10 protein-coding genes and 1 riboswitch are annotated in these 11,964 nt (G+C 71.7%); of the genes, 4 read left to right on the plus strand and 6 right to left on the minus strand.

Annotation, left to right across the window (positions count from 1 at the left end; all coding sequences use genetic code 11):
* Nucleotides 1-126 precede the first annotated feature (126 nt).
* Entirely contained in the window at nt 127-2,076 is a 1,950-nt protein-coding gene (locus ACFVYN_RS00645) for a glycosyltransferase family 2 protein (protein WP_389990548.1), read from the minus strand.
* A gap of 571 nt (nt 2,077-2,647) precedes the next feature.
* Between ACFVYN_RS00645 and ACFVYN_RS00650 the strand changes: the two genes are divergently transcribed.
* A complete protein-coding gene (locus tag ACFVYN_RS00650) occupies nt 2,648-3,148 on the plus strand; it encodes a metallophosphoesterase family protein (RefSeq protein WP_389990550.1) in 501 nt (166 codons plus the stop codon).
* A 323-nt stretch (nt 3,149-3,471) separates the two neighbouring features.
* On the opposite strand, the gene ACFVYN_RS00655 is transcribed toward ACFVYN_RS00650, so the two are convergent.
* Entirely contained in the window at nt 3,472-4,572 is a 1,101-nt protein-coding gene (locus tag ACFVYN_RS00655; RefSeq protein ID WP_389990552.1) for an XdhC family protein, read from the minus strand.
* 119 nt (nt 4,573-4,691) lie between these two features.
* On the opposite strand from ACFVYN_RS00655, the gene ACFVYN_RS00660 reads away from it, so the two are divergent.
* Nucleotides 4,692-6,551 (plus strand): endoglycosylceramidase, encoded by a 1,860-nt coding sequence (locus ACFVYN_RS00660; RefSeq protein ID WP_389990554.1) that lies wholly within the window; start codon nt 4,692-4,694, stop codon nt 6,549-6,551.
* 57 nt (nt 6,552-6,608) lie between these two features.
* On the opposite strand, the gene ACFVYN_RS00665 is transcribed toward ACFVYN_RS00660, so the two are convergent.
* A complete protein-coding gene (locus ACFVYN_RS00665) occupies nt 6,609-7,853 on the minus strand; it encodes a YncE family protein (protein ID WP_389990556.1) in 1,245 nt (414 codons plus the stop codon).
* A gap of 185 nt (nt 7,854-8,038) precedes the next feature.
* On the opposite strand from ACFVYN_RS00665, the gene ACFVYN_RS00670 reads away from it, so the two are divergent.
* Nucleotides 8,039-8,701 carry a helix-turn-helix domain-containing protein gene (locus ACFVYN_RS00670; RefSeq protein ID WP_389990558.1) on the plus strand — a complete coding sequence of 221 codons (663 nt, stop codon included), beginning with the start codon at nt 8,039-8,041 and terminating at the stop codon, nt 8,699-8,701.
* Between the two features lie 30 nt (nt 8,702-8,731).
* On the opposite strand, the gene ACFVYN_RS00675 is transcribed toward ACFVYN_RS00670, so the two are convergent.
* From ACFVYN_RS00675 to ACFVYN_RS00685, 3 genes are all read right to left on the minus strand, one after another.
* Nucleotides 8,732-9,955 (minus strand): glycosyltransferase, encoded by a 1,224-nt coding sequence (locus tag ACFVYN_RS00675; protein ID WP_389990560.1) that lies wholly within the window; start codon nt 9,953-9,955, stop codon nt 8,732-8,734.
* A gap of 63 nt (nt 9,956-10,018) precedes the next feature.
* The gene (locus ACFVYN_RS00680; protein WP_389990562.1) at nt 10,019-10,909 is read right to left on the minus strand and encodes a bifunctional 5,10-methylenetetrahydrofolate dehydrogenase/5,10-methenyltetrahydrofolate cyclohydrolase; all 891 of its coding nucleotides are present in this window, start codon (nt 10,907-10,909) and stop codon (nt 10,019-10,021) included.
* 22 nt (nt 10,910-10,931) lie between these two features.
* A riboswitch (ZMP/ZTP riboswitch) is annotated at nt 10,932-11,014 on the minus strand.
* Nucleotides 11,015-11,116: 102 nt separating this feature from the next.
* A complete protein-coding gene (locus tag ACFVYN_RS00685; RefSeq protein WP_389990564.1) occupies nt 11,117-11,482 on the minus strand; it encodes a nuclear transport factor 2 family protein in 366 nt (121 codons plus the stop codon).
* Nucleotides 11,483-11,655: 173 nt separating this feature from the next.
* Between ACFVYN_RS00685 and ACFVYN_RS00690 the strand changes: the two genes are divergently transcribed.
* Nucleotides 11,656-11,946, plus strand: a complete 291-nt coding sequence (locus tag ACFVYN_RS00690; protein ID WP_389990566.1) for a hypothetical protein — start codon at nt 11,656-11,658, stop codon at nt 11,944-11,946.
* The last annotated feature ends 18 nt before the right edge of the window (nt 11,947-11,964 follow it).

Raw genomic sequence — 11,964 nt, forward strand, 5'->3', positions numbered from 1 at the left:
GCGCGCCTCCACGCGGTCCCGGCGGGGGCCGCCCCGCCCCCCCCGCCAGCCCCACCCCTCCGCGGCGGCCCGCGCGCCGGGGGGGCGGCGGGGCCCCCCGGCCCCCCCCCCCCCCCGGCTCTGTTCCTACCTGCCGCGTGCCCTGAGCCGGGCGGCCAGCTTCCCGGCCAGCCGTCTCGCCCTGCGGACCAGCGGCTTCCCGACGGCGGGCCGGGGCGGGCGCACGGCCACGACCTGGACCCCGCCCCCCTGCACCCGCAGCTCGAACGGCAGCGGATGGAAGCGGGGCTCCTCGGCGTCGGGCGCCGGGCTCAGGGCGACCCGCCAGGCCCCGCCGGTCAGGTCGCCGACCGGCAGCACCGCCTCCAACAGGGCCGCGGAGCCCTGGGGACGCAGCATGCCGGGCACCTTCGCGGGCGCGGCGCCGGAACCACGCGTGAGCTCCAGCAGCACCGGCGTGTCACCGGGCACATGGAACGGCACCGGCACCTCGACGCGGTCACCGGTGATCGTGACCTCCCCGGACGTGATCCGCCCGAGGTCCAGACGCTTGCTCGCGGTGTCCACGTCCAGGGCGAGCGTGCCCTGCTTCGCGGTCCAGTACGGCAGCACGACCCGGCCGCCCGCCACACCGGCGTCCGCGGCCGTACTCCCTCGGAGGGAGACCGGGCCCAGCCGGGACTGCTTGGTCCAGCCGCCGAGCTTGACGCGGACGAACACGTCCCACAGCCCGGCGTCGAGGGGGCCGCCGTCGGCCGCGGTGGCCGGGTCCAGGGCCGCCGTGCCCCGCAGCACCAGCCGCACCCGGCCGTCCTCGCCCGGGACGGTGTCCCGGGTGAACTCCACCGGCTGGAAGTACTGGGCGGAGCTGGCGCGCTCCTGCAGCAGCACTTCGACCGTGGCGCGCTTGAAGCCGGCCACACTGTGGGCGCCGACCCAGTCCACGGCCTGCGCGACGGTGGCCGGCGGCTCGGTGAGCGGAGCGGTGCTGCCCTCGGCGGGGAAGGTCATCGGCGTACCGCGGGAGGCGAGCTCGGCGGACAGGCCGACCCGCAGCACACCGCCGTCCCACTCGACGCCGTCCGGTTCGATGAGGGAAGCGACGGAGGCCTCCCACTCGGCGAACGCGACCAGGTTGTCGAGCCGGCCGTCGGCGATCAGCGCGGCGACGACCTGCTGGGTGGGCTGGAGGCCGGCCGCGACACCGGGCCCGAAGCGCTCGACGACGACCGCGCGGATCTGGGTGAAGAGCTCCTGGCGGTAGTCCTCGGGCGCGGCGAGCAGCCGCCTGCCGCGCATCCGCTCGACCATCTCGTTGCGCAGCCAGCGACGGAACAGCCGGTCGCGGGTGGGGCCCGGCTCGGTGTACTTCTCCACGACGTCGAGCGCCTCGCGCAGGTTCGCGTAGTAGCCCACCGGGTCGAAGCGCTGGAAGCCCGCGTTGGAGGCGTCGTCGCGCTTGAGGTGGTAGTAGCAGACGTAGTCGGAGAGCACGGAGACGTTGTCCGCGCGCAGATACGCCTCCGTGACGAAGACGTGGTCCTCCAGCCGGCGCCTGCCCTCGGGGAAGCGCAGGCCGATCCGGTCGAGGAAGGCCCGCCGGAACATCTTGTGCGGGGTCAGGCTGTCGATCAGCGGGGCGTTGTCGACGGTGGCGTGCGGATGGTTGCGGCGGAACAGCTCCACCGGGACGCCCCGTCCCTTGCCGGCCATCTTGCCGACGACCACGTCGGCGCCGTTGGCGACCGCGTAGTCGTACATCCGCTCCAGGGCCTCGTCGCCGAGGTAGTCGTCGTTGTCGACGAACATGACGAACTCGCCCTGGGAGGCGGCGATCCCGACGTTGCGGGGCTTGCCGGACCAGCCCGAGGCCTCCTGGTGGATGACCGTCATGTTCGCGACCTCGGCGGCCAGCGCGTCGAGCCGGGCCGGCGTGTCGTCGGTCGAACCGTCGTCGACGAAGATCGCCTCGAACTCGTCCGGGGGCAGGGACTGCCTGCGCAGCGAGGCGATGCAGTCCTCGATGTAGTTCCCCGGGTTGTAGACGGGGATGACGACGCTGACCTTGACCGGCATCGGTGTCCGGACTCCTTGGGTGGCTTGTGGCTTGCGTCACGGATCGACGCTTTGTGCGCCGATGTTATCGGCGACGGATAAGTGCCGTGTCAGCAGGCCGTCTTGGCAACGCTCGCCGGGAGGGTCCGGGTGACCGCCGGACGAGTCTTCCATGTGCGGCCCGGGAGCGCCCGCCTCTGCGGCCCGTTCACGCACGGCCCGCCCGCCCCAGGGAGGTCCGGTCGGTCCGGACGGCGGGGGCGATGCCCGGGTTGGCGGCGGCCTGGTTGCCACGGCCGCCCGGCCAGGCGTCGCGGACACGCGCGGGGGTGGGCCACCGAGGAGCTGACCGCCGGCATTGCACCCGTCGAGTGCTTCCGCACTGGGCACTGATGCCCTCGCCACCGCCCCCGCTATGCCCCGGCGCGTCATTCCCCCGTCGGCCACACCCACAGGGTCACTCAGCGTGTCGACCCTGGCGCCCGGGGTGTCCACGTTGACGAGGACGCCGCAACCGGAGTCGTCCAGCTGACCGAGTGGCGCGCCGCCCATGTGGTGCGGGGTCGGCCGCAAGCCCCTCTAGGGTGGTCCTGTGCGCCTGCTGCTGATGTCCGACACCCACCTCCCCAAGCGCGCCAAGCAGCTCCCGGCCCCGCTGCTCGCCGAACTCCCGCACGCCGACGTCGTGGTCCACGCCGGCGACTGGGTCGACACCGCCACCCTCGACCTGCTGGAGAGCCGCAGCGCACGGCTTGTCGCGGTCCACGGCAACAACGACGGACCCGAGCTGCGCGCCAGGCTGCCCGAGGTGGCGTACGCCGAACTGGGCGGCCTGCGCTTCGCCGTCGTACACGAGACCGGCGCCGCCCAGGGGCGCGAGGCCCGCTGCGCCGCCCGCTACCCCGACACCGACGTCCTGGTCTTCGGCCACAGCCACATCCCTTGGGACACCACCGCCCCCGGCGGACTGCGGCTGCTCAACCCCGGCTCGCCGACCGATCGCCGCCGCCAGCCCCACTGCACCTACATGACGGCCACGGTGGCCGACGGGCGCCTCCAGAACGTGGAACTGCACCGGCTGCCCCCGCGCTGACGGCCGTTTCGGCTCGCGCTCCTGGCCCGCGCCGGGACCCATCAGGGTTCGCCGATCTGCTGCCGGCCTTCCTCTGTTGCCGGGCGCGCTCACACCGGCCCACCGGCACTCATGGATCCGGGCCGCTCCGCACAGCGGAAAGCGGCCCGGACGCTGCGAGTGTGCGCTTTCACGGACCTCCTTCCCGATCGGAGGCGGGGTGAGGGTTCGGAAACCCTCTCCGGTTGCTCGCCGCGTACCCGTACGAGCGCGGCTCACACGTGGCGATTCCGCCTTCTTCGTACAGCGACCTTCACCGAGCCGGCACTCCCGCCAGGCGGGCTTCACGAAGGCGGATGGATCGCCCCCGCCGTCGCCGTCAGCGGGGCACCGCTGCCGCCCCAGCGCAGCGCGACGATCTCGGCGGCCACGGACACGGCGACCTCCTCCGGCGTACGGGCCCCGAGGTCGAGGCCGACCGGCGAGCGCAGCCGGGACACCTCGTCCTCGGTCAGCCCCGATTCGGTCAGCCGCTTCATCCGGTCGTCGTGGGTACGGCGGCTGCCCATCGCCCCGATGTACGCGGCGGGCCGGCGCAGCGCCACCTCCAGCAGGGGCACGTCGAACTTCGGGTCGTGGGTCAGGACGCAGATCACGGTGCGTTCGTCGGTGGCGGTGCCGTCGAGGTAGCGGTGCGGCCAGTCCACGACGACCTCGACGCCCTGCGGGAAGCGCTTCGGCGTGGCGAAGACCGGGCGGGCGTCGCAGACGGTGACCCGGTAGCCGAGGAAGGCGCCGATCCGGGCGACCGCGGCCGCGTAGTCGATCGCGCCGAAGACCAGCATGCGGGGCGGCGGGGCGAAGGAGTGCAGAAAGACGGTGACCGCGTCCTCGCGGCGCTCGCCGTGCGGACCGTAGTGCCTCAGCCCCGTCGCTCCCAGGGCGAGTTCGCCGCGCGCGTCGGCGGTGACCGCCACGTCCAGGCCGGTGCTGCCGAGGGTGCCCGCGACGCGGTCCGGCCACACGGCGAGCGTGGCACCGCGGGGTGCGGGGCCGTCGGTCACCGTCGCCACGGTCACCGGGCGGCCCGCGGCGACCGACTCCGCGATCTCGCCGAACGCGGGATCGAGGGCGGCCGTCACGGGCCGTACCAGAAGGGTGATCTCCCCGCCGCAGGTCAGCCCCACCGCGAACGCGTCCTCGTCGCTGTACCCGAAGGTCTCCAGACGGGCCTCGCCGCTCGCCACGACCTCCTGCGCCAGTTCGAAGACGGCCCCCTCGACACAGCCGCCGGACACACTGCCGACGACCTCGTCGTCCGGGCCTACGGCCATGGCGGCGCCGGGGTCGCGCGGCGCGCTGCGGCTCGTCGAGACGACCGTGGCCAGGCCGAACGGTGTCCCCGCCGTGTACCAGCCGTTCAGCACCGGGAGGATGTCACGCATCGTCGGCTCCTCTCACGACCGCCCGCCCCGGTCCCTTATCGGACGACCCCTACCCGAAAAAGCTGAAACTTACTCATCAGTCATAAGTGTTGACGGTGTGCCGGATGAGTCGGACTGTTATGGACATGCCGAATATGCGTGCGCGTCTGCTCGTTGTTCTGGTTGTCCTCTGTGGATTCCTGACGGTCGCGGGTACCCCGTCCGCGTCCGCCGCCACCATCGCCGACTCCCTCTCCTTCGACGACACCCCCCTCACCGTCCAGAACGGACGGTTCGTCGACGGCAACGGCCGCGAGGTCGTGCTGCGCGGCTACAACGTCTCCGGCGAGACCAAGCTCGCCGAGAACAAGGGCCTGCCCTTCGCCTCGGTCGCCGACGCCAGGAAGTCGGCCACCGCGCTGAGAGCCCTCGGCGGCGGCAACTCCGTGCGTTTCCTGCTCTCCTGGGCCTACGCGGAACCGGTGAAGGGCCAGGTCGACACCGCGTACCTGGCGAACGCCACCGCGCAGCTGCGGGCCTTCCTCGACGCGGGCATCCGGGTCTACCCCGACTTCCACCAGGACCTGTACTCCCGCTGGCTGTTCAACTCGGGCAGCTGGTACACCGGCGACGGCGCCCCCGCGTGGGCCGTGGCGCTCGGCAACTACCCCGCCGAGTCCTGCGGGATCTGCTTCACATGGGGCCAGAACATCACGCAGAACGGCGCGGTGAAGGCCGGCCAGTACGACTTCTGGCACAACAACTACGGCATCCAGGACGCCTTCCTGGCCACCACCCAGAAGACCATGGCGTACCTCAAGGCGAACCTCACCTCCGACGAGTTCGCCGGCGTGGTCGGCTTCGACCCCTACAACGAGCCCTACGCCGGCAGCTACGACTCCGGGCAGAACAGCCGCACCTGGGAACGCGACCTGCTGTGGCCCTTCTACGTGAAGTTCCGGGCCCGGATGGACGCGGCGGGCTGGACGGACAAGCCCGCCATGGTCGAACCGAACCTCTTCTGGAACGGCAACGTCAGCAAGGAGGAGGGCGGCCTCCTCGACGTAGGCACGCTCGGTTCCCGGTACGTCTTCAACACCCACTTCTACGACCAGAAGGCCATCTCCGGCATCCTGATGTGGGGCAACGCCTCCGACGGCCAGTACGTCGGCGACTTCGGCACCATCCGCGACCGCGCGGCGGCCACCGGGACGGCGGCCGTGGTCAGCGAGTTCGGGCACCCGCTGAACGGCTCGACGGCCGGCAAGGCGCCGACCGTCCTCAAGGCCATGTACCAGGCCCTCGACTCCCGGGTGAAGGGCGCCAACTGGTGGTCCGCGCCCGCCGGTTCGGGACCGGTGCTCTCCGGCACGCAGTGGCAGTGGGACATCTACAACGGCCGCCACCACGAGCTGATGAACGACAACCCCGACAAGGTCATGACCTCGGGCGACGGCTGGAACGACGAGGACCTCTCGGCCGTGCGGCTCGACGACTCGGGCGCCGCGGTGCTGCGCCAGGACGCCAGGCTCCTCGACCGGATCTACCCGAGCGCCGCCTCGGGTACGACCCTCGCCTTCACCTACGAGGACCGCTCGCGCGACGGTTCCACGACCCTGACCTGGAACCCGGTGCCGAGCAGCCTGCCCAACGTGTCGTCGCTGGTCGGGTCCGGCCAGTACGCGGTGCTGGTGTGGCGCTCGGGAAGCGGCTCGGCGCCCACCGAACTCCACCTGCCCGGCTCTTTCCCGACCGCGACGACCAGGGTGGTCTCCGACCTGGGCACGCTCTACGGCCCGCCGGCGTACACCTCGTCCACACCGGTCGGGACGGCCCTCGAACCGGGCGGTACGGGCAGTCGGCGGCTGCTCCTGACCGACTCGGACTCCGGCGTCCTGCACTACGCGCTGGTGACCAACGGGGCGAGCTCACCCTCGGCGTCCGTGCTGAGCGCGGCCCTGTCCGAGCTGGCCAACTGGGTGAGCCAGAAGATCGGTTGACCGTCCCGGGCGTCGGGGCCGAAGCGGGCCCCGACGCCCGGGCAGGTGCGTGGGCCCCTACGACGAGGGACTCGTCCAGTCGGCGGCCACGTGCCCGAGGCGTACCCGCTGCGGATGGTCGCCCACCGGCACGGACACCGTCTTCTGCCCGGTCGCGAAGTCGATCGCGGTGATCTGGTCGGCACCGCTCTCCGAGATGACACAGCTCTTGCCGTCGCCGCTGACGGTGGCCCAGTAGGGCTTCGAGGCGGGGACGAGCGGGCCCTCCTGCAGGGTGGTGCGGTTCACGACGGTCGCGTAGTCGTCCATCGTGCCCGCGACGCACAGCTTGCTGCCGTCCGGGCTCATCGAGATGCCGTGGTGGCGCGAGTCGTTGACCATGGTGGTGCGGTCGTCGCTGGTCGCCGGGTTCTTCGGCAGGGTCTTCGTGCGGGTGATCTTGTCGGTGGCGACGTCGTACTCGAAGAAGCCGTTGAAGAACGACACCTGGAAGTACAGCTTGGACTGGTCCGGGGAGAACACGGCGGGGCGGACGGCGTCGGAGTAGTCCGTGAGACCGATCGCGTCCAGCTTGTCCCGCATGTCGATGGTCTTGACCTGCTTGTAGGTGGTCGCGTCCACCACCGTGATGTGCCGGTCGCCCTTCGTCCAGTCCAGCCAGGGCGCGTCCGAGTCGGTGTTCACGTCACCGATCGCCATGTTCCAGATGTACTTGCCGTCCTTGGTGAAGATGTTCTCGTGCGGCTTGTCGCCGGTGGCGAACGAGCCGAGCTGCTGCCCCGTGTTGATGTTCAGCACGTGCACGGTGTTCGCGGTCGAGGCCGACACCGCGACCCGGGTGCCGTCGGGGGAGACCGCCATGTGGTCCGCGCGGTAACCCGCGACCGGGAAGCGCCAGTTGACCTTCCCGGTGGCCAGGTCGATCGACACCACGTCCGCGAAGCTCGGCCGTGAGACGACCACCGACTTTCCGTCCGGCGTGGAGTACATGTCGTCGGCGAACTGGTCGTGGCCCTCGCCGACGCTGTTGCGGATCGCCATGAAGTAGATCCACTTGATCGGGTTCGCGTTGATCTCCGCCATCCGCGCGTCCTTGTCGGGGATGACGTTGATCCGGCCGATCTTCGCCAGGTCGCCGGAGGACTTGAGGACGTCGGCGGTGCCGTCCCAGTTGTTGCCCACGAACAGCACCTCGCGCAGCGCGGCGGAGTCCGCGGCGGAGGCGGTGGTCGCGGAGGCGGTGAAGGTCAGGACGACGGCGGCGGCCATGGCACACAGGTGTCTGGGCTTGAGAACAGGCATGACGGATCTCCCTCTGGGCGGCTCATGACGGGGGCATGCCAAGACAAGGCAAAACTGAAGACGCGTACTTTCAGATTGAACTTACTGCAAAGTAAGGAAGGGGGGCCCTTCTCCACAAGACTCCGTACACGACAAAATTGCGCTCATACGGGAGGCCGGACACTCCGGCCCGGGTGGGAGGTGCGGTGACGGGCAGGCTCAAGGCCCCGACCGGTCGCTACGGCGGCAAGACGGCCGCCGAGCGGCAGGCCGAACGACGACGCCGTTTCCTGGACGCGGCACTCCAGCTCTTCGGGGACGCTCCCGGCTACCGCGCCACGACCGTCGCGGCCCTCAGCGAGGCCGCGGGCCTGTCCACCCGCCAGTTCTACGAGGAGTTCCGCACCCTCGAGGACGTCCTGGCCGAGCTTCACCTGGAGGTCAATGACTGGGCGACGGCGGCCGTGGTGGCCGCGGTGGCCGACGCGGACCACCTGCCGCTCGCCGAGCGTGCGGCCGCGATCTTCCGCGCGTACGCGGCGAACGTCACCTCCGACTCCCGCCGGGTGCGGATCACGTTCGTGGAGATCATCGGCGTCAGCGCACGGCTGGAGGAGCAGCGGCTGGCCCGTCGGGCGCACTGGGTCGACCTGGTGTGCGCCGAGGCGAACCGGGCCGTCGCGCGGGGGGAGGCGGCCCCGCGCGACTACCGTCTCGCGGCGACCGGGTTCATCGGCAGTGTGAACGGGCTGCTGCACGACTGGAACGCCGGGTGGGTGGCCGCGACCTTGGACGAGGTGGTGGAGGAGTTGGTACGGCAGTTGCTGGGAATCCTGCGGCCACCCGGGTGGGAGCCGGTTCGCGCGTGAGCGGGGCGATCGAGGGGGCCGGGCGCGGGTTCAGAGCCTGTCCACCGCCTCCAGCACCGGCGTCACGCCGTCCTCCCCGCGGAGGTGCACCCCGAGTGCCCGCGCCCGCTCCCGGTACCCGGCGTCCCGCGTGACCCGGACCAGGGCCGCCTCCAGCGAGTCGGCGGTCAGGTATCTCAGCGGTACGGCACGCGGCGCCACGCCCAGCGCGACCAGCCTCGCCGCCCAGAAGCTCTCGTCGAACTGGATCGGCACCGGGACCGCCGGAACCCCGGCGCGCAGGCCGGCCGCCGTGGTGCCCGCACCGGCGTGGTGGACCACCGCCGCCATCCGCGGGAAGAGCACGGAGTGCGGCACCTCGTCGATGGTCAGCATGTCGTCGCCGGTCGCCGCCAGGCCCGCCCAGCCGCGCTGGATCACACCCCGCAGACCGGCCCGGCGCAGGGCGCCCACGACCTCGGCGCTGACCCGGGCGGGGTCGGGCACGGTCGCGCTGCCCAGGCCCACGAAGACCGGGGGAGGGCCGGCCTCGAGGAAGTCCCGTAGATCGTCGGGGAGCGGCGCGTCCCCGTCGTACGGCCACCAGTAGCCCGCCACGTCGAGTCCGGGCCGCCAGTCGCGGGGCCGGGCGACCACCCGTGGGCTGAAGCCGTGCAGGACCGGCCAGGCCTGCCGTTCGCGGGTGCGCAGTGCCGCGACCGGACCCGTCGGGGGCAGGCCCAGCCGGGCCCGGACCGGTGGGAGAGCCGCGGCGAAGACCTGTTCCACCGCGAGGTTCAGGGCCAGCCCGGCGAGCCGGTTGCCCAGACGGCCCCAGGAGCCCGTGCCCAGCATCGGCGGTGCGAACTCCCGGGTGGCCGCGAGGGGTTGGAGGTTGAGGCCCAGGCTGGGCAGTCTCAGGCCCTCGGCCACGGCATGGCCCAGCGGGGCCACCGATCCGGACAGGAGCAGCGCGTCGCTCGCCCGGGCGGCGGCCACCAGGTCGTCGGCCATCTCCACGGCCAGCGCCCGCGCCATTGTGACCACCCGCGCCAGCTTGCCCACGCCGGTCCTGCTGCGGTGCAGGGCCCGACCGCGCGAGGACTCCAGCTCGGTACGGGGATCCACCGGCAGGGCGTGGAAGCCGATGCCGGCCCGCGCCGCGAGCGGTCCGAAGCGGCCGTGGGTGACCAGGGTGACCTCGTGCCCGGCCTGCGCCAGTCGGTGCCCCAGCCCGGTGAACGGGGCCACATCGCCCCGGGAACCCGCTGTCATGATCGCTACCCGCACGACCCACAGTATGGCGCCGGGTCCTGCCTTCCCGCACGAACGACCCGCTCACACCGGCCGGTTCACGCCTGCCGACGCTGAGCCGGCCCACCCCTGCCGTGCGGCCGCCTCCGCCGCCCGCACGGTCTGTTCCAGCAGCGTGGCGATGGTCATCGGACCGACCCCGCCCGGCACCGGCGTGATCAGCGAGGCCCGCTCCACCGCGGAGTCGAAGTCGACGTCACCGACGTTCCCCGCGTTGTAGCCGGCGTCGACGACGACCGCGCCGGGCTTGATGTCCTGGCCCTTGATCAGCCGGGGCCGGCCCACCGCGGCGACCACGATGTCCGCCTCCCGTACGGCCGCCGACAGGTCCGTCGTCCGGGAGTGGCAGTAGGTCACCGTGGCATCCCGGGCGAGCAGCAGCATGCCGGCCGGCTTGCCGAGGATCGCGCTGCGGCCCACGACCACGGCCCGCTTCCCGGCCGGGTCGACGCCGTACTCGTCGAGCAGCCGCATGATCCCGCCAGGAGTGCACGAGACGAAGCCCGGCAGCCCGAAGCTCATCGTCGCGAAGGAGGCGAAGGTGACCCCGTCGACGTCCTTCTCCGGGGCGATTGCCTCGAACGCGGCCCGCTCGTCGATGTGCGTCCCCATCGGGTGCTGGAGCAGGATGCCGTGCACGGTGGGGTCGTCCGACAGGGCGCGCAGCGCGGCGACCAGTTCCTCGGTGGTGGTGGCCGCGGGCAGCTCCACGTGCCGCGACTCGATGCCTGCCGTGCGGCAGCGGTTGCGCTTCATCCGGACGTAGGTGACGGAGGCGGGGTCCTCGCCGACCAGCACCGTCGCGAGACAGGGCGCCTGTCCGGTGCGCCCGGTGAGGTCGGCCGCCCGCTCGGCGGTGTCCTCGACGATGCGCCGGGCGAGCGCGGTGCCCCCCATGAGCCGTGCCTGAGACATGATCCACTCCTGAGCCGATCGAAGGAATCGCCCAGGCGCACGGCATCGGGTGTGCGGACCGCTCCCCGGTGGTACTCCACCTCAGCGCCAGTCACGGCCCGGACATCACACTAACCGACGTGCCACGTCCCGGTCGGTGCCGGGGAGGTCCAGGTCAGGCAGGGCCAGTCGGGCAGGGCGTGATCTGGACCCTCGGCACCTTTCTCGCTACTCGTCCCAGGCCTGGATCAGGGTCTGTTCGACGATCTTGCCGTCCCGGAGCGTCAGCATGGACTCGGAGAGGACGCGCATCCCGTCGGAGTAACGACAGGACTCGCTGAAGGCGACGTGGTCGCCGTCCATGACGCACTGTTCCAGCTTGTGTGTCATGTCGCGGCTGTAGACGTCGTCCAGCATCGCGCTGATCTCGTCCCTGCCGTGCAGCACGGTGGGGTGGCTGGGCTGGCTGTTGCGGTCCACGACGCGTATCTCGGCGTCGTCCGCGTAGAGCGACAGAACATTCGCCGCAGAGTTTCCTTCGATGCTGTTGCGCAGGGTTTCGGTGGTGAAGCCGGAGCTTGCCGCGGTGCCCATGAAGACCTCCTTCGAAGGCCGCGGCCCGACGAGGAGCGGACCGCGTAGGGCCTGTTTCTTCGAGACTCCTCCGCTCCGGCGGCCGCGGCAAGCGCAGACCGGGCGCTCCGCCTGACGGGTGAGGGGCGTCGGCCGGCCGTGTCCGTGAGGGACCGCCCCGCGTTGCTGAAAACATGATCTCAACTCGACGTATCGTTGCCGCCGTCGGTCTCGCCGTCGGCGTCACCGGCCTCACCGCCCCCCTCGCGAACGCGGCCGACGCGGCCGCCCCGGCCGGCGGGCTCAACCCGGTCACCGTGATCGACTCGCTCGCGGCGAGCAGCATCCCCGCGGAGCACCAGGGCGAGATCCCGTCGGTCTCCCGACAGCTGGCGGGCCTCAACCAGCTCAACGACCTGAACCAGCTGGGCCAGCTCACCGGTCTCGTCGCCCCCGTCACCGGACTGGTGCCGGCCGTCCACTGACCCTCCCGCACAAGAACG

The organism is Streptomyces sp. NPDC058307 (assembly GCF_042880295.1).
In the GTDB taxonomy this organism is placed as follows: Bacteria; Actinomycetota; Actinomycetes; order Streptomycetales; family Streptomycetaceae; genus Streptomyces.

Excerpts from the sequence above, each read along its gene's own strand:
- ACFVYN_RS00645 (WP_389990548.1), bottom strand. The coding sequence starts at position 2,076 with ATGCCGGTCAAGGTCAGCGTCGTCATCCCCGTCTACAACCCGGGGAAC.
- ACFVYN_RS00655 (WP_389990552.1), bottom strand. The coding sequence starts at position 4,572 with ATGCGTGACATCCTCCCGGTGCTGAACGGCTGGTACACGGCGGGGACA.
- ACFVYN_RS00660 (WP_389990554.1), top strand. The coding sequence starts at position 4,692 with ATGGACATGCCGAATATGCGTGCGCGTCTGCTCGTTGTTCTGGTTGTC.
- ACFVYN_RS00665 (WP_389990556.1), bottom strand. The coding sequence starts at position 7,853 with ATGCCTGTTCTCAAGCCCAGACACCTGTGTGCCATGGCCGCCGCCGTC.
- ACFVYN_RS00675 (WP_389990560.1), bottom strand. The coding sequence starts at position 9,955 with ATGACAGCGGGTTCCCGGGGCGATGTGGCCCCGTTCACCGGGCTGGGG.
- ACFVYN_RS00680 (WP_389990562.1), bottom strand. The coding sequence starts at position 10,909 with ATGTCTCAGGCACGGCTCATGGGGGGCACCGCGCTCGCCCGGCGCATC.
- ACFVYN_RS00685 (WP_389990564.1), bottom strand. The coding sequence starts at position 11,482 with ATGGGCACCGCGGCAAGCTCCGGCTTCACCACCGAAACCCTGCGCAAC.
- ACFVYN_RS00690 (WP_389990566.1), top strand. The coding sequence starts at position 11,656 with ATGATCTCAACTCGACGTATCGTTGCCGCCGTCGGTCTCGCCGTCGGC.